The organism is Campylobacter sp. DY7, from assembly GCF_057802535.1.
Map to the genome: position 1 here is coordinate 1 of NZ_JBYJAU010000023.1, position 17,714 is coordinate 17,714.

21 protein-coding genes are annotated in these 17,714 nt (G+C 28.1%); 18 read left to right on the forward strand and 3 right to left on the reverse strand.

Annotation, left to right across the window (positions count from 1 at the left end; all coding sequences use genetic code 11):
• Window positions 1-239: 239 nt before the first annotated feature.
• Window positions 240-1,640, forward strand: a complete 1,401-nt coding sequence (locus AC1B00_RS09215) for an SLC13 family permease (RefSeq protein WP_488849429.1) — start codon at window positions 240-242, stop codon at window positions 1,638-1,640.
• 6 nt (window positions 1,641-1,646) lie between these two features.
• Here AC1B00_RS09215 and miaA read toward each other — a convergent pair whose 3' ends face one another.
• Window positions 1,647-2,519, reverse strand: coding sequence for a tRNA (adenosine(37)-N6)-dimethylallyltransferase MiaA (gene miaA / locus AC1B00_RS09220; protein WP_488849430.1), 873 nt, complete (start codon window positions 2,517-2,519; stop codon window positions 1,647-1,649).
• Between the two features lie 52 nt (window positions 2,520-2,571).
• On the opposite strand from miaA, the gene AC1B00_RS09225 reads away from it, so the two are divergent.
• From AC1B00_RS09225 to AC1B00_RS09300, 16 genes are all read left to right on the forward strand, one after another.
• On the forward strand, window positions 2,572-3,435 hold the full coding sequence (locus tag AC1B00_RS09225) for a UbiA-like polyprenyltransferase (protein WP_488849432.1): 864 nt from the start codon (window positions 2,572-2,574) through the stop codon (window positions 3,433-3,435).
• The gene (locus AC1B00_RS09230; RefSeq protein WP_239817335.1) at window positions 3,435-3,923 is read left to right on the forward strand and encodes a hypothetical protein; all 489 of its coding nucleotides are present in this window, start codon (window positions 3,435-3,437) and stop codon (window positions 3,921-3,923) included. Before AC1B00_RS09225 ends, AC1B00_RS09230 begins: the two co-directional genes overlap by 1 nt.
• Window positions 3,913-4,425, forward strand: a complete 513-nt coding sequence (locus AC1B00_RS09235) for a helix-turn-helix domain-containing protein (protein WP_336610963.1) — start codon at window positions 3,913-3,915, stop codon at window positions 4,423-4,425. The genes AC1B00_RS09230 and AC1B00_RS09235 overlap by 11 nt, the downstream gene beginning before the upstream one ends.
• 9 nt (window positions 4,426-4,434) lie before the next feature.
• A complete protein-coding gene (moaA, locus tag AC1B00_RS09240; protein WP_239817333.1) occupies window positions 4,435-5,403 on the forward strand; it encodes a GTP 3',8-cyclase MoaA in 969 nt (322 codons plus the stop codon).
• On the forward strand, window positions 5,403-6,134 hold the full coding sequence (locus AC1B00_RS09245; RefSeq protein ID WP_488849433.1) for a 7-carboxy-7-deazaguanine synthase QueE: 732 nt from the start codon (window positions 5,403-5,405) through the stop codon (window positions 6,132-6,134). Before moaA ends, AC1B00_RS09245 begins: the two co-directional genes overlap by 1 nt.
• Window positions 6,131-6,709, forward strand: a complete 579-nt coding sequence (locus AC1B00_RS09250; protein ID WP_488849434.1) for a 6-pyruvoyl trahydropterin synthase family protein — start codon at window positions 6,131-6,133, stop codon at window positions 6,707-6,709. The genes AC1B00_RS09245 and AC1B00_RS09250 overlap by 4 nt, the downstream gene beginning before the upstream one ends.
• Complete coding sequence (locus AC1B00_RS09255; RefSeq protein WP_239817330.1) at window positions 6,709-7,095, forward strand: hypothetical protein; 387 nt, start codon at window positions 6,709-6,711, stop codon at window positions 7,093-7,095. The genes AC1B00_RS09250 and AC1B00_RS09255 overlap by 1 nt, the downstream gene beginning before the upstream one ends.
• On the forward strand, window positions 7,076-7,735 hold the full coding sequence (locus tag AC1B00_RS09260; protein WP_239817329.1) for a 16S rRNA (uracil(1498)-N(3))-methyltransferase: 660 nt from the start codon (window positions 7,076-7,078) through the stop codon (window positions 7,733-7,735). The genes AC1B00_RS09255 and AC1B00_RS09260 overlap by 20 nt, the downstream gene beginning before the upstream one ends.
• Before the next feature lie 57 nt (window positions 7,736-7,792).
• Window positions 7,793-7,993 (forward strand): 50S ribosomal protein L31, encoded by a 201-nt coding sequence (rpmE, locus tag AC1B00_RS09265; protein ID WP_488849436.1) that lies wholly within the window; start codon window positions 7,793-7,795, stop codon window positions 7,991-7,993.
• Window positions 7,993-8,808: a 16S rRNA (cytidine(1402)-2'-O)-methyltransferase gene (gene rsmI / locus AC1B00_RS09270; protein ID WP_488849438.1), complete on the forward strand. Its 816-nt coding sequence runs from the start codon at window positions 7,993-7,995 to the stop codon at window positions 8,806-8,808. The genes rpmE and rsmI overlap by 1 nt, the downstream gene beginning before the upstream one ends.
• Window positions 8,805-9,491: a 23S rRNA (guanosine(2251)-2'-O)-methyltransferase RlmB gene (gene rlmB, locus AC1B00_RS09275; RefSeq protein ID WP_488849439.1), complete on the forward strand. Its 687-nt coding sequence runs from the start codon at window positions 8,805-8,807 to the stop codon at window positions 9,489-9,491. The genes rsmI and rlmB overlap by 4 nt, the downstream gene beginning before the upstream one ends.
• Window positions 9,484-10,443 carry a hypothetical protein gene (locus AC1B00_RS09280; protein WP_488849440.1) on the forward strand — a complete coding sequence of 320 codons (960 nt, stop codon included), beginning with the start codon at window positions 9,484-9,486 and terminating at the stop codon, window positions 10,441-10,443. Before rlmB ends, AC1B00_RS09280 begins: the two co-directional genes overlap by 8 nt.
• Complete coding sequence (locus AC1B00_RS09285; RefSeq protein ID WP_336610956.1) at window positions 10,443-11,237, forward strand: hypothetical protein; 795 nt, start codon at window positions 10,443-10,445, stop codon at window positions 11,235-11,237. Before AC1B00_RS09280 ends, AC1B00_RS09285 begins: the two co-directional genes overlap by 1 nt.
• A complete protein-coding gene (locus AC1B00_RS09290) occupies window positions 11,237-12,481 on the forward strand; it encodes a homoserine dehydrogenase (RefSeq protein ID WP_488849442.1) in 1,245 nt (414 codons plus the stop codon). Before AC1B00_RS09285 ends, AC1B00_RS09290 begins: the two co-directional genes overlap by 1 nt.
• An 83-nt stretch (window positions 12,482-12,564) precedes the next feature.
• Window positions 12,565-13,761, forward strand: a complete 1,197-nt coding sequence (locus AC1B00_RS09295) for a NifS family cysteine desulfurase (protein WP_239817322.1) — start codon at window positions 12,565-12,567, stop codon at window positions 13,759-13,761.
• Entirely contained in the window at window positions 13,761-14,729 is a 969-nt protein-coding gene (locus AC1B00_RS09300) for an iron-sulfur cluster assembly scaffold protein (protein WP_488849443.1), read from the forward strand. The genes AC1B00_RS09295 and AC1B00_RS09300 overlap by 1 nt, the downstream gene beginning before the upstream one ends.
• Window positions 14,730-14,862: 133 nt before the next feature.
• Here the strand turns inward: AC1B00_RS09300 and AC1B00_RS09305 are convergent, their stop codons facing one another.
• Entirely contained in the window at window positions 14,863-15,540 is a 678-nt protein-coding gene (locus tag AC1B00_RS09305; protein ID WP_488849444.1) for a hypothetical protein, read from the reverse strand.
• Window positions 15,541-15,689: 149 nt separating this feature from the next.
• On the opposite strand from AC1B00_RS09305, the gene AC1B00_RS09310 reads away from it, so the two are divergent.
• Window positions 15,690-16,649: a hypothetical protein gene (locus tag AC1B00_RS09310; protein ID WP_488849445.1), complete on the forward strand. Its 960-nt coding sequence runs from the start codon at window positions 15,690-15,692 to the stop codon at window positions 16,647-16,649.
• A 7-nt stretch (window positions 16,650-16,656) separates the two neighbouring features.
• Here the strand turns inward: AC1B00_RS09310 and AC1B00_RS09315 are convergent, their stop codons facing one another.
• The gene (locus AC1B00_RS09315) at window positions 16,657-17,547 is read right to left on the reverse strand and encodes a hypothetical protein (protein WP_488849447.1); all 891 of its coding nucleotides are present in this window, start codon (window positions 17,545-17,547) and stop codon (window positions 16,657-16,659) included.
• Window positions 17,548-17,714: the final 167 nt, after the last annotated feature.

The window sequence follows — 17,714 nt, forward strand, 5'->3', positions numbered from 1 at the left end:
AAAATAAGCCCTTTTTATAAAGGGCTTACCTACTAAAACAATAAAATCAAATTCCTATTTCAAATTCTTTGGTTTTTATCAAATTATTTTCAAACTAATTTGTAACTATTTGTATTTTTTAATAATTTGTAACTTTAAGTAATACTTTTTTTGTAATTTTTATGATATTTAAAACTCCATCAAAATTTCTTTTATATTTTTTGATAATTTATTGATGTAAATCAATTAAGGAGGGTTTTATGCAAGAAGAATTGTTTGTAGATGATAGAGCCAAAAGGCTTAAATCTTGGCTAATTATCGCTATTGCAATTGTTTCAAGCGTTGCTTTGTATTATTTGTTACCTTATGATACAAATGCAAACAAAGGTTTAGCTTTGTTACTTTTTGTAGCGATTATGTGGTTTAGCGAGGCTATTCATATTTCTATGACGGCTATTTTAGTTCCTGTTATTGCTATTTTTATTGGGGTAGGTAAAAGCAATGCTGATGGGAGCTTTTCTGCTTTTAGTATCAAACAAGCTTTAGCTAATTTTTCTGATCCTACTATATTTTTATTTTTTGGTGGTTTTGCACTAGCAACTGCACTTCATATGCAAAGCATTGATAAAAAAATTGCTATGAAGATTTTATCGCTTTCTAAATCTCATTTAGGAGTAGCTATAATTGCAATATGTATTGCAACTGCAGCCCTTTCAATGTGGATATCAAATACAGCAACAGCAGCTATGATGTTACCACTTGTAATGGGTATTTTAAGCGAACTTGACCCTAAAAAGGATAGAAATACCTTTGTTTTTGCACTTTTATGCGTTGCGTATTCTGCTAGCATTGGAGGGCTTGGAACTATCGTTGGCTCACCACCTAATGCAATCGCTTCTCAGGCTTTAGGGCTTGATTTTGCATCTTGGATGAAAATAGGAACACCTTTAATGCTAATGATTTTACCTTTAATGATTGTTGTTCTTTATTTTGTGTTTCGTCCTAATTTATCACAAAAAATTAATATGCAAATAGAAGAAATCCCTTGGACAAGACCAAGAGTTGCAACTTTGATATTATTTAGCGTAACTGCACTTGCGTGGATTTTTAGCAAACCACTTAGCAAACTAACAGGCATTCCGTTTTCTGATGCTTTAATCGCTCTTAGTGCAACTGCTGTTATTGTGGTGCTTCATCTTGCGACTTGGGAGCAAATCTCAAAAGGAACTGATTGGGGAGTTTTAATATTATTTGGCGGTGGTTTAGCTCTTAGCTCAATTCTTAAAGATTCAGGAGCTTCACTTATTTTAGGTAAAGAAGTTGCAAGAATATTTGGAGATTTTTCTACTTTAGGAATTATTTTTGTAGTTTGTACTTTCATAATAATTCTTACTGAATTTACAAGCAATACTGCTTCAGCGGCTTTATTAGTTCCTGTATTTGCAACCATTGCTAGTAATATGGGAATGCCTAAAGAAATCTTAGTTATGGTAATAGGAGTTGGTGCAAGCTGTGCTTTTATGTTGCCAGTTGCAACACCGCCAAATGCTATTGTTTTTGGAACAGGACATATAAGACAAAAAGATATGATAAAGGCGGGTGGATATTTAAATATAGGCTGTGTTATTATTATTTCATTGTTTGTATATTTTTATTTCTAAGCGAGATTATTTTAAAATCTCGCTTAATTTATCAAAGCAAATTCCTAATTCAAATTCCGTTAAAATTTCAAAGGTATGAGCGTTAAATTTCTTATTAAATGTGCGTTGTCTTTTGGCAAGTTGTCTTGTATGAATTGTGATTAATTCTTCTAATTCTTCTTTTTTAATTCTTCCTTTATAGCAATCTATTATTTCTTTTGCTCCAATTGATTGTAAGGCTTTTGTATATCCATGTAATTTATATTGATTTATCACTTCATCAAAGGCATTAAGTTCTAGCATTTGCTTAGTTCTTAGCTCTATTCTTTTGTTTAATTCAACTTTGTCCCATAAAATATCATAAATTAAAACTTCCTTTATTAAAGGCTCTTGAGTGTTGTTTTTAAGCCAAAGACTTGGGGTCTCATTTGTAGTTAAATAAATGCTATACCATTTATTTAAGCGATACTTATCATTAGCTGCGATTTTGCTATCTTTATCAATACTTTGCATTAGATTATAGATTTCATCAAGGCTTAAATTATGCTTAATATCATCAATTTTAGGGCTTAAGCCATTAATTAAAGCGCTTAGATAAAATCCACTTCCACCTACTATTATTAGATTTTTTTCATATTTTTTTGCATGATTTAAAGCATTTTTGTATTCATCAAAATAAAGCCCTACATTATAATCATCTTTAACGCTAATTATATTTATTCCAAAATATTTAACTTCATTAAGCATAGCATTATCAGGCTTAGCATTTATAATATTTAGCTCTTTATATAAACATAAGCTATCAAGACTTAAAATCACTGCATTATGCTTTAGTGCAAGCTTATGAGCTAAGGCTGTTTTGCCACTTGCTGTTGTTCCTATTAGGGCTATTTTTTTCATTTTTATCCTTAAATCTTAATTAAAATATTATAAACTAGCATAAAGGATAGTTATGCAAAAGTTAAAAAATATTTTAGAATTAATTGTGTTTAAGCATAGCATTTTTGCTTTGCCGTTTTTATTAGTTTCAATGCTTAGTGCTATAAAATTATATGATTTAAGCTTTAATGATATTTGGCTTAGGTTTATTTTGGCTCTTCTTTGTGCTGTTAGTGCAAGAAATTATGCAATGGCGCTAAATCGCTTGCTTGATGCAGATATTGATATCTTAAATGAAAGGACAAAAAATCGTCCTAGCGTAGATGGTAGGGTAGGTAGATTTAATTTAGCTTTATTTATAATTGCTAATGCTTGTATTTTTGTTCTATTAGCATATTTTATAAATGAATTATGCTTTTATCTTAGCTTTTTTACACTTATTTTACTTGGTTCTTATTCTTTATTTAAACGCTTTTCATATCTAGCTCATATAATTTTAGGTTTATCATTAGGTTTTGCTTGTGTTGCTGGAGAAATTGTGCTTACTAATAGTGTTAGTTCTTATTCTATAGCTTTATGTTTTGCTGTTTGTTTTTGGACTGCTGGATTTGATTGTTTGTATGCTTTACAAGATTTAGAATTTGATAAAAATCAAGAATTATTTTCAATTCCTTCATGTTTTGGAGAAAAGGCTACATTATTTATCGCTGCTATTTTTCATTTAATTGCGTTTTTGTTTTGGCTAGTATTTTTAGCTAGTGTAAATGCTGGATTTTATGCATATTTAGGCTTAGCTATTGTGGGGCTTATGCTTATTTTAGAGCATATTATCGTAAGAAAAAATACAAAAAATATTGAAAGAGCTTTTTTTGATATTAATGCTTTTATTAGTATATTATTCTTAGTATTTTTTATAATTGATTTAAAGGTTAGCTAATGATTATGTATGAAACAAGATTTAAGATTGAATATGAAAAATGTGATGAATTAAGCGATAAATTTTTACAAGAATATAACGCTATGAATTATCATAAATCTTTGCAAGATTATAGACACAGAGCTTCTAAAATGGATATGTATCCTGAAGATAAATTGTTTTTTGAAATGCTTTGTGATATTAAAAGAGATATTTTAGAGCTTAAAAACCTTAAAAAAGATGAATTAATAACTCTTAGTGATGAAACATTTGCTAATGCAATTAATTATGATTTTATTAGAGTTGATGGCGTTTTAGAAGTTAATCAAAGCTATTATGCAAGGCTTGTTTTAGTAGATAGAACCATATCTTGCTGGCTTAAGGCTATTAGTGAAGATACTTTTAAAATCACACAAATGAAAAGATATGATCAAGAAGGTTTAAATATTTTCGTAGCAGATACGCAAAGAAATCTAATTCATATTAAAAAGGAAAAAAATGGGGATTGATTTAATAATTTATATTGTTTTTATAATTTTTATCATTTTAATGTTTTTGTATGTAAGACTTACATCAAGAGATTTAAATGATAAATTAGATGGAGTTTTAAAGGCTATTGATGAAAATTATAAATCAATTCATAGGCTAGAGCAGGTTATTGAAAAGATGAAAATCGCTGAAATAAATCATTCAAAACAAAACGAATTTAACGATAATATTATGCAAAATTGCGAGTTTTTAATACATTCTATTATTGATGAAAGAATTAATGAATTAAATAGTGATTTAGGCATTATTCAAGAAAGTATTCAAGAAGTCACCAAAAGTCAAGATAGCAGAATTGCTAACTTAGAACTAGCAACCGAGCCAATCTCTAGGCTAAAACCTGATGATGATTCTACTAGAATGCAGATTTTAAAGCTTTATGGCGATGGCAAAAGCGTTGATGAAATCGCAAGTCTTTTAAATAAAAGTCCGCAAGTAATTAATATAATTTTAAAAAGTTTATAAGGTTTAAAAATGTTAATAGATTCGTATGGAAGAAGAATAAATTATTTAAGAATTTCACTTACTCAAAGGTGTAATTTTAGGTGTTTATATTGTATGCCAAAAGTTCCTTTTAATCATGTGCCAAAAGAAAATTTATTAAGTTATGAAGAATTGTTTTTATTTGCAAAATTATGTATGGATAAAGGCGTGGATAAAATCCGTTTAACAGGTGGAGAGCCACTTGTAAGAGCAGATTTGGATAAATTTATAAAAATGCTAATTGATTATAAAAGCGATTTAGATTTAGCACTTACTACAAATGGCTATTTATTAAAAGAACAAGCTGCTAAGCTAAAGGCTGCTGGACTTGTAAGAATTAATGTTTCTTTAGATACTTTAGTGCCTAGTAGGGCTAAGTTAATTTCTCAAAAAGATATATTAAAAGAAGTTTTAGAAGGCATTGAAGAAGCCTTAAGAGTAGGTCTAAAAGTAAAGGTAAATTGTGTTCCTTTAAAAGGCATTAATGAAGATGAATTGTGCGATTTAATACTTTTTGCAAAGCAAAGAAATATCCAAATAAGATTTATTGAATTTATGGAAAACGAACACGCTTATGGACAATTAAAAGGCTTAAGAGAAGCTGAGATTTTAGGTAAAGTAAAAGAAAAATATGAAATCACAGCTTTAGAAAAAGAGCCAAATTCACCTGCAAGTTTATTTAAAATTAATGAGCTTGATTATGTTTTTGGTGTGATTAATCCACATAAGCATGACTTTTGTGAAAGTTGCAATCGCTTAAGACTTAGTGCTGAAGGATTTTTAATACCTTGCCTTTATTTTGATGAGGCTATGAGTATTAAAAAAGCTTTAAGAGATAAGGATATTAATAAGGCTTTAAGTATTTTAAATACGGTTTTAGAAAATAAACCTGAGAAAAATAAATGGGGCGAAGATGATAACAAAAGTTCAGCTAGGTCGTTTTCGCAAACGGGTGGATGATGAAGCTAGTTGAAGAGTTTTTGAGTATTCAAGGTGAAGGAATTTTTGCTGGAAAATTAGCTTATTTTATTCGTTTTGCAGGTTGTAATTTCTCTTGCTTTGGTTTTGGTGTTAAAAAAAGTAAGAATAATAAAGAGTTTATAGGTTGCGATACTTTAAGAGCTGTTTATACAGCAGATTTTAGCGATGAATACAAAGAATTTGAAATAGGAATTTTAAAAGATAAATTAAGCTCATTTAAGCATAAACCTATGATAGTAATTACAGGTGGAGAGCCTTTAATTCATCAAGAAGAGCCTGAATTTATAGAGCTTTTAGAGTATTTAACGAATAATGATTATTTGGTTCAGTTTGAAACGAATGCTAGTATAAAACTAAAAAATTATGATTTTTACAAAAAGTGCTATTTTGCAATGGGTGTAAAGCTTGAAAATAGCAAAATGCCAAAAAATAAAAGAATTAATTACGAAGCAATTAATTCAATTATAAATAATTCAAAAGGAGCATTTTTTAAAATCGTTTTAGATAAGTTTGATTTAAATGATACTAGCGAATTACTTGCTTTAAGAAAAGATTATTCTAACAATGATTTTTATTTAATGCCAAAAGGCTCAACTAATAAAGAATTAAGTATGAATGCAAAAAGTGTTTTAGAATACGCAATTAGCAATGGTTTTAATTATACTGATAGGGTGCATATTAGAATTTATGATGATTTGGAGGGTGTATGAGAATAGGAAAATTATTTGAGTTTGAAAACGCTCATATAGTTAGATTTTGTAGCTCAAAAAGGTGCAAAACTAGCATTCACGGACATTCATATAAACTTGAATTAGTATTAAAGGCAAATACACTTGATAAGGCTGGAATGGTATATGATTTCGGACTTTTAAAAGGAAATATTAAGCAAATCATAGATGCTTTTGATCATAGCACTTGCCTTTATATAGATGATTATAAAGAATATTTAGAAGATATTAAAAAACATTCAGCAAGATGGATAGAACTACCTTGCAATATCAGTGCAGAAAATCTAAGCATAGTATTTTTTATATTAATTTCAATTATTTTAAAAAACACACAAATGCATAATAATGAAAGCGTAAAAGTTGATAGAATCAAGCTAAACGAGACTAGAACAGGCTGGGCTGAATGCGAATACGAAGATGCGTTTTATAATGATTTACCGATAATTGATATTTCTAAAATTACATTTTCACAAGCTATTTTAGATGATTTTAGCGACCCTAGATTATTAGAAAAAATAAAAAATAATGAAATTTTTATAAATCCTAAGGAAGTTTAATGAGCGATTTTATTAGCATACATTTGTTTTTTGTCTATATTTTAGTGTTTTTAGAAATTTTATATTTTGTTTTTTCGCAATATCTTAAAGACATTCATAAATATATTTTTAGAATTAGAGTGCTACTACCAGCATATTACACCATAATTGCTTGTGTGTTTTTTACAGGGATTTTGCTTGAAGCAATGAAAGGCTTTAATGATTTTAGATTTTTGATGTTATTTGGATTAATTTTAATTCTTGCAATTTCTATCTTTCAATTTATTAAGTTTAAAAAATATAGAAGAAGTAAAGAATATACGAAATTTAAAAAACTAAGCTTGTTTTTAGAACTAGCAAAATTACTTATTATGATAGGACTTTTTAATGTTTTATTATTTTTCTAAACTTGCTGGAGATAGTGAAATTAGGCTTGATAGTGAATTAGTAGCTCACTTTAAAGCAAGAAGACAAAGCTTAGGAGATATCGTAAAATTAAGTAAATTAGATGGACTATTACACGAATACGAAATCGTATTTATGCAAAGAAACGATATTAGATTAAGTCTTAAAAATACTTTTGAATTTAAAACAAATAAAAGCGGAGTAAGATTAGCTCTTGCAATGATAGAAATTGATAGTATTTTAGAAATTGCTCCTTATTTAAATGAATTAGGGCTTGAAGAATTATTTTTAGTTTATACAGATTTTTCTCAAAAATCTTATAAATTTGATGAGAAAAAATTAGCAAAGCTTGAAAAGATTTTGCATAATTCAAGCTCACAATGTGCAAGAGCTGATATTTTAAAAATCACTATTTTAAATAGCTTAAGCGAGCTTGCAAAACTATATAAAGATTTTATTTTGATTGATTTTAATAAAAACGATTTATGTGAATTTAATAAAGATTGTTTATATGTAATAGGCCCTGAAGGCGGATTTAGCGAAAAAGAAAGAAAATTATTCAAAACTCAAGGCTTAAAAATATCAAATATTTTAAAGGCAAAAACCGCAGTAATTAGCATAAGTGCAAAAATTTTAATGTAGATTTAATGTAAATTAAGATACAATCTGCGTTTTTATTTACGCAAAAAAGGAAATATTATGAAAAAAGACATTCACCCAGATTATAAAAATTGCACTGTAACTTGTGCTTGTGGAAATACTTTCGTTACTAAATCAAATAAAGAAGAATTAAGAGTAGATATTTGTTCAAATTGCCATCCATTTTTCACAGGTAGTGAAAAAATCGTAGATGCTGCAGGTAGAGTTGAGAAATTTAAGAAAAAATATCAAATGCAATAATGCTTTATTTCGTTCCTACACCAATAGGAAATCTAGGCGATATCTCATATCGTGCTTTAGAAGTCTTACAAGTTTGCGAGTTGATTTTTTGCGAAGATGTGCGAGTTTGTAAGGCTTTAATTAACTTACTTAGTGCTAAATATAATATAGATTTTGGAAGTAAAAACTACATATCATTACATTCACATAATGAAAAAGAATTTGACTTTTCAAATATTGATTTTTCAAAAAATATAGCTTTTTTAAGTGATGCAGGAATGCCTTGTATAAGTGATCCTGGAATTTCGTTAGTAAAATATGCTCAAGAAAATGATATAAAATATTGCGTAATTCCTGGTGCAAATGCTGCTATTACAGCACTTGTAGCTAGTGGGTTTAGCGATAAAGAGTTTATATTTTTGGGATTTTTAAATATCAAAAAAAATCGTCAAGCACAAATAGAAAATGCACTAAATCAAGCTTATCCTACTATTTTATATGAAGCACCTACAAGAATTATGGATTTAATACAAGATATTGCTAAAATTGATGAAGATAAGGAAATATTTTTAATTAAAGAAATATCAAAAATGTACGAAAAAACATACAAAGACAAGGCAAAAAATTTAGCTAAATTGCTAAAAAATGAGAACTTAAAAGGCGAATGGGTAGTAGTAATAAATAATCAAATTCCTAATTCAAATTCTAATATCTCAAGCGAAGATATTTTAAGCCTTAATATTTCTTTAAAGGATAAGTCAAAATTGCTTAGTAAATTAAACGGACTTAGCCCAAAACAAAATTATGAAAATTTATTAAAAAGTGAAGAAAAATGATTATTTATGGCAAACAAGTGTTTATGCACTATCTTAGCAAAGCACCAGAAAAAATAGAAGAAATATATTTAGCAAAAGATTTAGATAAACAAACTTTTAAAGATATTAATAAAATAGGTAAAAAAATCACAAAACTTGATTTTATAAAAGCTCAAGCAATGGCTAAGGGTGGAAATCATCAAGGTTTTTTAGCAAAAGTTAGCGAGTATGAATTAGCTAATATTAAAGATTTTAAAAATATGCAAAAAATTGTAATCTTGCATGAGTTAAGTGATGTAGGAAATATAGGCTCAATTACTAGAAGTGCTTATGCTTTAGGTTTTGATGGGATAATTCATTCAGGAAATAATGTTAATCTTGAAGCTGTTATGAGAGCTAGTGCAGGTGCTTTACTTGAGATGAAATTTACTCAAACTAAAGATATTTTAAGTTTGATTAATGAGTTTAAGCAAATTGGTTTTAATTTTTATGCAGCAAATCATTCAGAAAATGCAAAAGAGCATAATAAAATAACTTTTGCTCCTAAAGCAGCTTTAATTATGGGAAGTGAAGGAAAAGGCTTAAGTGCTAAGATAATAAGAGCTTGTGATTTAGAAGTAAAAATTACAATGAAGAATAATTTTGATAGCCTAAATGTTAGCAATGCTTTTGCTATTTTAGGAGATAGGATAATGAATGAATAATTTAGATTATTTAAAAAGTTTTTCGGTAAAAGAAATTGCCTCAAAAACACATTTAGATGAAGCTAGAATAAAGGCTATTATTAATAAAGATTATGAGAGTTTAAGTAATGTTAATGTGGCTATGAATATTAAAATCTTAGAGCGTGAGTATAATATAGACTTTAGCGAATGGCTACAAGAATATAATGAATATAAAAGCAATAACCTTATAAATACTAAGAATTCTTTAAAAGTAAAGCCAAAGGTAATGGGCTATAATTCAGGTAATGAATCAAGCAGTAATTTAGCTTATTTTATCTATCTTAGTATAGCTACGATTGTTGTAATTGCAGGGGCTTTTTATTATTTTAATTACTATAATGAAGACACCGAAGAAGTAAAAGAAACTCCACAACAACTTGTAAAAGAAGAAGTAAAAGAAGAAATAATAATACCTTTAGAAGAGATTAAAAAAGAGCCTATAAAAGAAATCATAAAAGAACCTATAAAAGAAATCAAACAAGCTCAAGAAGTAAAAGAAGAAATCAAACAAGAAGTAAAAGAAGTAGAAGAAAATAAGCAAGAAATTATTAAACCTATAAAAGAAGAAGTTCAAGAAAATACAGAAATTAAAGAACTCAAAGATACCCCAAAACCAAAAGAAGAAATCAAAGAAGAAGTAAAAGTAGAAGTAAAAAAAGAAAACAAATTATTACTTACTCCAAGCACTAAAGCATGGGTTAGTGTAAAAAATCTTAAAACAAAAGAAACCAAAAATTATATGGTTACAAAAAATGTAAGCTTTAATCAAGATTCTTTGATTTTCGTAGGAAATAATTTATTTTCACTATCTTTAAACGAAACAAATATAGAACTTCCTAAAAATAGCGATCCAAGATATATATTATTTAAAGATGGAAAAGTTAAATTTATAACACAAAAAGAATACTCTAAATTAGACAAGGCGAAATGATGAAAAAATTATTATCTTTATTAGTATTTAGCTCTTTAATATATGCAAGTTCATCTTATGAAATAGCTTCTAAATTAGTAAATGATAGCTCAAAAGATGCTAAGCTTAGATTGTTATTTCCAAGTGGTTCTTATATGCAAGGTGGAATGCCAAATATTAAGGCAATTACGCAAGTTTTAAAAATGAATTCATTACTTACTTACGCATATAACGATGCTTTAAATATGCAAGTAAAATTTAAAGCAAAGGCAAAAGCTGGAATATTTTTAAAAGCAATAACTCTTGCTTATGAGCAAATCGGAATTAATTATTATTTAATAAGCGAATACTCAAAAAACAACGATGAAATGAGCGTTGCTTTTACTATTAATTCAAAATTTAGCATAGACCCAGGTTCTTTATATGAAGCTTTAAGAAAAACAGGTGTTTATATAGTAGATGCTAAAAGAAATGGCAATGAATTTAGCTATGAATTAGACTTTAGTAGAGCAAGTATTCAAGCAGATTTTATGTTAAATAGTGGAAGCTTATTAGAACTTAGTAAGCCACTTGATTCTTATTTTATAAAGATTAACAATGTTTCAAAGCTTATTATTGATAGAAATCTAAATAATATTTGGTATCCAAAAATTGAATTTTTAGATAAAAATCTTAATCTAATTTCAACTTATAAAAGTGATAAATCATTTAAAGAATTAAATCTTGCAGTGCCAAAAATGTGTGCTTATATAATTGTAGGAGATGCATTTACCTTAGAAAATATTAAGCTAGGATTAAATATAAAAGGAATGTAATGAAAATAGCATTATTAGGATTTGGAACAGTTGCTAGCGGGGTAGCAAAATTAATAGAAACAAATAAGGAATTAATAAAAAAACGCCTTGGAAAAGATATAGAAATATCTTTAGTTTATTCAAGAACACATAAAAACAATTGTCCTTATAAACAAACAAATAATTTTGAAGATGTTTTAAATAGTGATGTTGATGTGGTTTGTGAGCTAATGGGTGGGACAACATTTGCTTATGAATGTATAAAACAAGCTTTAGCTAAAGATAAGCATGTAATTACAGCAAATAAAGCCTTACTAGCTTATTATCGTTACGATATTGAAAAAATGCTAAAGCCAAATCAATACTTTGGATATGAAGCTAGTGTTGCTGGTGGAGTGCCTATTATTAAGATTATTAAAGAAGGTTTGAGTGCTAATAAATTTAATTGTATAAAAGGTATTTTAAACGGCACATCAAATTATATTCTAACAAAAATGCAAAATGAAGGGATAAGCTACGAAATAGCTTTAAAACAAGCTCAAGAATTAGGCTATGCTGAAGCAAATCCTTCGCTTGATATTAATGGAATGGATGCAGCTCATAAGCTTACGATTTTAGCAAGTTTAGCTTATGGGATTAATGTTAAGCCTGAAGATATTTTGGTTCAAGGAATTGATAAGATTAGCAATGATGATTTTTATTTTGCAAAGGAATTTGAATTCGGAATTAAGCTTTTAGCAATCGCAAAGCAAAACGAAGATAAAGTAGAAATAAGAGTTCATCCTACTTTAATAGACAAAAATCATATTTTAGCAAGTGTAAATAATTCTATGAATGCAATTTTATTAAATGACAACGCTTTAGGAGAGAGTTTATATTATGGAGCAGGTGCTGGTAGTCTTGAGACTGCTAGTGCGGTTTTAAGTGATTTAATGCAAATTGCTGATAATAAAACTCGCAAAATGTTAGGCTACAATGAATTGCCACATGTAAGCCTTGTAAGTATTAATGATATAAGTTCAAAATACTACCTAAGACTTTGCGTAGATGATAAAATAGGTGTTTTAAACAAAATTACAAGCTTTATGAGTAATAACGAAATTAGTATAGATAGCCTAATGCAACGCCCATCAAAAAATCAAACAAGAACGATTTTTATAACAACACATATTGCAAATGAAGCAAAAATTACTAAATTGCTAAGCGAGTTACAAACTCAAGAATTTGTAAAAGGTGAAATTAATTTAATTAGAATTGAAGAATAATAATTCATTTAATAATTTGGAATATTATTTATAAAAGATAATTTTTATCCCATTTTTAAAATGGTTAAAAAGAAGGAAAAAATATGAAAGAGATTTATTTAGATAATAACGCTACAACGATGATTGATCCTAGCGTTTTTGAACTTATGAAACCATATTTAGAAAACATTTATGGTAATCCAAATTCGCTTCATCGTTTCGGACAAGCAACACATAAGCCACTAAATGAGGCTTTAGATAAATTATATTCAGGTTTAGGTGCAAGTGATTTAGATGATGTAATCATTACTTCATGTGCTACTGAGAGTATTAACTGGGTTTTAAAAGGCATTTATTTTGATGAGATTTTAAACAAAGATAAAAACGAAATCATAATAAGCGGAGTAGAGCACCCTGCAGTTGGAGCCACCTGTGCTTTTTTAGAAGCAAGACTTGGTGTAAAAATCAAAACCTTACCTGTAAATAGCGAAGGCACTTGCAATGTGCAAGATTTAAAAGAAATGATAAGCGACAAAACTGCACTTGTAAATATCATGTGGGCGAACAATGAAACAGGAATGATTTTCCCTATTAAGCAATTATGCGATATTGCTCATGAGCATGGGGCTTTATTTCATACAGACGCAACTCAGGCAGTAGGTAAAATCAAAGTAGATTTTAGAAGTGCAGGGGTTGATTTTGCTTCATTTTCAGCTCATAAGTTTCACGGACCAAAAGGAGTTGGTGGGCTTTATATCAAACAAGGCTTAAAGCTTACTTCATTACTTCATGGCGGAGAGCATATGGGTGGTCGTAGAAGTGGGACATTAAATGTTGCAGGAATTGTTGGAATGGCTGAGGCTTTAAGACTTGCTAATTTAATGCTAGATTACGAGAATTCACATATAAGAAGATTAAGAGATAAACTTGAAGATGAGATTTTAACCATACCTGATGTTAGTGTGGTTGGAAGTAGAGAAAATAGAGTTCCTAATACTATTTTAGCAAGTATTAAAGGCGTTGAAGGCGAAGCAATGCTTTGGGATTTAAACAAGGCTGGCATAGCTGCAAGCACAGGAAGTGCGTGTGCATCTGAAAACCTTGAGAGCAATCCTATAATGGAAGCTATCGGAGCTGAAGCTGATTTAGCCCATACTGCATTAAGACTTAGTTTAAGTAGATTTAATACAGAAAGCGAAATTGATTATGCAGCAGAGCAAATCAAAATAGCTGCAAAGCGTTTAAGAGCAATTTCAAGCACTTATGCTTATACACCAAGCTTTCTTAAAAAGGATAAATAATGGCAAAGAATAATTTAATAAGCGGTTCAATTTGGGATGAGTATTCACAAAAAGTTCAGGATTTAATGAATAATCCAAGACACATGGGAGAGCTAACTGAAGAAGATGCAAAAGCAACTAATACAAAGCTTATTGTAGCAGATTTTGGAGCTGAGAGTTGTGGAGATGCTGTTAGACTTTATTGGTTAGTTGATGAGGTTACAAATATCATAAAAGATGCTAAATTTAAAAGCTTTGGCTGTGGAACAGCGATTGCAAGTAGCGATACTATGGCAGGTTTATGTATAGGTAAAACGGTAGATGAAGCAGTAAAGATTACAAATATTGATGTTGAGTTTGCTATGCGTGATAATCCAGAAACTCCTGCAGTTCCACCTCAAAAAATGCATTGTAGTGTAATGGCTTATGATGTTATAAAAGCTGCAGCTGCTCAGTATAAAGGTGTAAATCCTGAAGATTTTGAAGAAGAAATAATAGTATGTGAGTGTGCAAGAGTTAGCCTTAAGACAATAAAAGAAGTAATAAGATTAAATGATTTAAAATCAGTTGAGCAAATCACACAATATACTAAAGCAGGTGCGTTTTGTAAATCTTGCGTAAGAGCTGGCGGACATGAAAAAAGAGAATATTATCTAGTAGATATTTTAGCTGAAACTAGAGCGCAAATGGATAAAGAGCGTTTAGCAAAAGCTACGCTAAGTGATAATTTTGATGATTTAACCGTTGTAAAACAAATTAAAGCTGTAGAAGAGCTATTAGATGCTGAAATTCGCCCAATGCTTCATATGGATGGCGGTGATTTAGAAGTTATTGATATTCAAAAAGGCAATGATGGTATGTGTGATTTATATATTCGCTATTTAGGAGCATGTAGTGGCTGTTCTAGTGGAAGCACTGGGACATTATATGCGATTGAAAATGTTTTACAAGAAAACTTAAGTCCAAATATAAGAGTAATTCCTGTATAATTTATGGCAAGTTAAATTGCCATAAATTTTAAGGAATTTGAAATAGGAATTTCAATATCTGTTTTAAAATTGCTAATATTAAAATTACAAAAGACTTTCCGAAATTTAAGTTCCATTTCTATAAATGCTTAAATTAACTAATTCCTAATCTTATTTTATTGTTTTCCCCTAGTTTTAAAAGTTCATCAAATAATTTATCCTTTTCTTTATCAAAATCAAATTTAAAGCTTTGTTTCATTAGCTTTTCTTTATCTACAAATTCATCCATTGAAATTCTATGTTTGTTAAAAATAGCTTGTAATTTAGGGTGATCAAGTCCTACACTTCCAGATGGTAAATCAAAATTATTCATAAATTCTTTTGATGATTTTTTAGCAAATTCAATTATTTTTAATTCTAAATCAGGTGTTATTTGATAGTTTTCTATAATTTCTTCTGCTACTTTTAAAACTTCGTAATCTAAATCATTTTTAATTGGATCTAATTTTCTAGTCTCAACTATCCCACAAGCTTCTAAAAACATCATTACCCCTACATCTTCTTTAGGAATTCTATTTAAATACTCGCTATCTAATTCTTTATCTTTTCTAGGAGTATGCCATTCGGTTGGAAAGTAAGTACAAAAACCAAACATAGACCAAGCAAAATCATCTTCAGCATTTGATATACACTTATTAATTAGTTCATCATTTATAGTATTTGCTGCTTTACTTTGAGCTTGTAAGGCTTCTTCAAATGAAGTGTTTTTATTATCTTTTAAATTATTTGTCTTAGTGTAAGAACTAAGAACAATCCTATCATTTATTATCATTTGCTCTCCTTTATTTGATAAGAAGTAGCAAAATATGTTCCTTTTAATTAAAAGAATTTGAATTAGGAATTTGAAAAATTATTAAAATTTTATAAATGTTTTGATATTCTATTATTTAGAATAATTACTAAATTAATGTGGGTAAAAATATGAATATCACTAAACCTATTTATAACCTTACTTGGTCTAATTTTAGTTTTTTAAAAGACACTACTTTAAAGCAAACTAGTTTAATTGATGAAAATAAACTAAGTGATGAAGAAATTAATCAAATTAATATAACAAGCATTACAAATGATTTTAAATATAAAACCAATAAAGAGCAAGATTACAATACATTCTTTTCATTTTTAAACGAAAATATAGGAGTAAAATTAGATGAAAAAAATTTATTAAGAATGCAAGATTTTTTTGACAATGATAATTTTATTAAAAATAATAAAGGTTTTATATTAGATAAAAGTGCTGCTAGTTTTATTGGTTCTTGGTTTAATGAAATTGCATTTAATCAAAATTTTTTAAATGCAGATACCAATAAAGATGGTTTTTTAAATAAAGCAGAGATGCTAAATACATTCAAATCTACAGCTTATAATCAAGGTAATATTTATGAGCGTTTTGGTGAAGTTGATTATAAAATAGCTAGTTTGTTAGGGGAGTTAAAAAATTACACTAGTATAAGTAATGCATTAAATAAGGTAATAAGTGATGATGCTAATTTTGATTTAAGAATAACCGGTAAAGAAGCTTATGGGGTTAGTGGAATTGCTAGAAGTGTTGATATTAATTTAAACAATATTGATAAAGCAAAATTAGAAGAGTTGATGAAAAAAAACATAGAAGAAGAATATGAAATGTTAATTAAATTAGCTGCAATTTTAGCAAAGGCTGAGAGAAATGATAAGTTAAGCGATGATGATATAAAAGTTTTAAAAGCTTTTAATATGGATTATCAAGATAAAATAAATAATATTTCAAAAGAACTTAAAATAAATAAAAACGATTTAGAAAACATTATTAACAACGATAAACTAGATGAATTCGGTGATTTTTTAAAAGATTTTTTAAAAGATTTAAGTAAGGTAAAATTACTAGATATGAGAGTTTAAATTAAGATTAAGCTTTTAAATCTAGCAGTTTATAATCTTTAAGCTCATCAATTAGCTTTATGCTGAACTTACAAAAATCTTCTAAAGTATTTTTATCTTTTAATTCTTTTTCTTTATCTTCATTTATTTTTAAAGCATTTGAGTTTTTAAATAATTTTATATCTTGCTTTAGCTTTCTTATGCGATTGTTTTCTTCATTTATTGCGTATTCTTTTAGCTTTTTGTCTATTTTAGGTTTTTCATCAAGTTCAATTTTTTCGCTATATTTATATAAGTTTTCTAAGTCTTTTAGATATTTTTCTTGACTCTCGTTTAGCACAAGTTCATCTAAAGTTAATGAACCATCTTTGTTTTTATCCTTTAAAATAGTATCGCTTAAATCCTTTGAAATAGTATTGTGAGCTTCGTATATTTCATCACTAATATAATCTCCTTTAGCGTTAAGTTCTACATTAGTAATTTGCAATAAATTATATTCGTTAATTTCACCATTAAGCCTTACACCTAGTCTTGAGTTTAATATCTCTTCTTTGCTAAGCACTGCGTTTTGGCTAACTTCTAAAAATTTATTAGCAATCTCACTAAACCAACCCGCTACATAATTAGCCGCATCGCCTTTTAAAATAGTTTTTCCATTTTCTTCTAAAAAATCATTTTTATTAAAAAAGCTTTTTAAATCTTTTAAAATATCTTTATCTAAGCTAATTCCTACGCTTTTATTATCAAGGCTAAAAAATACATTTAATTCTTTATCGCTTGTTTTATATTCAAAATTATTTGTTTTTATATCTTTTCTTATTTGGCTTAGATTAATAGTGCTATTTACATCAGCTTTTTTACTAACACTTGTATTTATACAAGAACTTAAATCTACGCAAAATCCATCTATTTTTAGCATTTTTTCTCCTTTATTTAGAAAACTAATTAAGCTTTTAAATCTAGCAGTTTATAATCCTTAAGCTCATCAATTAGCTTTATACTAAACTCGCAAAAATCTTCTAAAGTATTTTTATCTTTTAATTCTTTTTCTTTATCTTCATTTATTTTTAAAGCATTTGAGTTTTT

What these genes read in the sequence shown, in the direction of transcription:
- AC1B00_RS09215 (WP_488849429.1), top strand. Translation starts at nt 240, where the DNA reads ATGCAAGAAGAATTGTTTGTAGATGATAGAGCCAAAAGGCTTAAATCT.
- miaA (WP_488849430.1), bottom strand. Translation starts at nt 2,519, where the DNA reads ATGAAAAAAATAGCCCTAATAGGAACAACAGCAAGTGGCAAAACAGCC.
- AC1B00_RS09225 (WP_488849432.1), top strand. Translation starts at nt 2,572, where the DNA reads ATGCAAAAGTTAAAAAATATTTTAGAATTAATTGTGTTTAAGCATAGC.
- AC1B00_RS09230 (WP_239817335.1), top strand. Translation starts at nt 3,435, where the DNA reads ATGATTATGTATGAAACAAGATTTAAGATTGAATATGAAAAATGTGAT.
- AC1B00_RS09235 (WP_336610963.1), top strand. Translation starts at nt 3,913, where the DNA reads ATGGGGATTGATTTAATAATTTATATTGTTTTTATAATTTTTATCATT.
- moaA (WP_239817333.1), top strand. Translation starts at nt 4,435, where the DNA reads ATGTTAATAGATTCGTATGGAAGAAGAATAAATTATTTAAGAATTTCA.
- AC1B00_RS09245 (WP_488849433.1), top strand. Translation starts at nt 5,403, where the DNA reads ATGAAGCTAGTTGAAGAGTTTTTGAGTATTCAAGGTGAAGGAATTTTT.
- AC1B00_RS09250 (WP_488849434.1), top strand. Translation starts at nt 6,131, where the DNA reads ATGAGAATAGGAAAATTATTTGAGTTTGAAAACGCTCATATAGTTAGA.
- AC1B00_RS09255 (WP_239817330.1), top strand. Translation starts at nt 6,709, where the DNA reads ATGAGCGATTTTATTAGCATACATTTGTTTTTTGTCTATATTTTAGTG.
- AC1B00_RS09260 (WP_239817329.1), top strand. Translation starts at nt 7,076, where the DNA reads ATGTTTTATTATTTTTCTAAACTTGCTGGAGATAGTGAAATTAGGCTT.
- rpmE (WP_488849436.1), top strand. Translation starts at nt 7,793, where the DNA reads ATGAAAAAAGACATTCACCCAGATTATAAAAATTGCACTGTAACTTGT.
- rsmI (WP_488849438.1), top strand. Translation starts at nt 7,993, where the DNA reads ATGCTTTATTTCGTTCCTACACCAATAGGAAATCTAGGCGATATCTCA.
- rlmB (WP_488849439.1), top strand. Translation starts at nt 8,805, where the DNA reads ATGATTATTTATGGCAAACAAGTGTTTATGCACTATCTTAGCAAAGCA.
- AC1B00_RS09280 (WP_488849440.1), top strand. Translation starts at nt 9,484, where the DNA reads ATGAATAATTTAGATTATTTAAAAAGTTTTTCGGTAAAAGAAATTGCC.
- AC1B00_RS09285 (WP_336610956.1), top strand. Translation starts at nt 10,443, where the DNA reads ATGAAAAAATTATTATCTTTATTAGTATTTAGCTCTTTAATATATGCA.
- AC1B00_RS09290 (WP_488849442.1), top strand. Translation starts at nt 11,237, where the DNA reads ATGAAAATAGCATTATTAGGATTTGGAACAGTTGCTAGCGGGGTAGCA.
- AC1B00_RS09295 (WP_239817322.1), top strand. Translation starts at nt 12,565, where the DNA reads ATGAAAGAGATTTATTTAGATAATAACGCTACAACGATGATTGATCCT.
- AC1B00_RS09300 (WP_488849443.1), top strand. Translation starts at nt 13,761, where the DNA reads ATGGCAAAGAATAATTTAATAAGCGGTTCAATTTGGGATGAGTATTCA.
- AC1B00_RS09305 (WP_488849444.1), bottom strand. Translation starts at nt 15,540, where the DNA reads ATGATAATAAATGATAGGATTGTTCTTAGTTCTTACACTAAGACAAAT.
- AC1B00_RS09310 (WP_488849445.1), top strand. Translation starts at nt 15,690, where the DNA reads ATGAATATCACTAAACCTATTTATAACCTTACTTGGTCTAATTTTAGT.
- AC1B00_RS09315 (WP_488849447.1), bottom strand. Translation starts at nt 17,547, where the DNA reads ATGCTAAAAATAGATGGATTTTGCGTAGATTTAAGTTCTTGTATAAAT.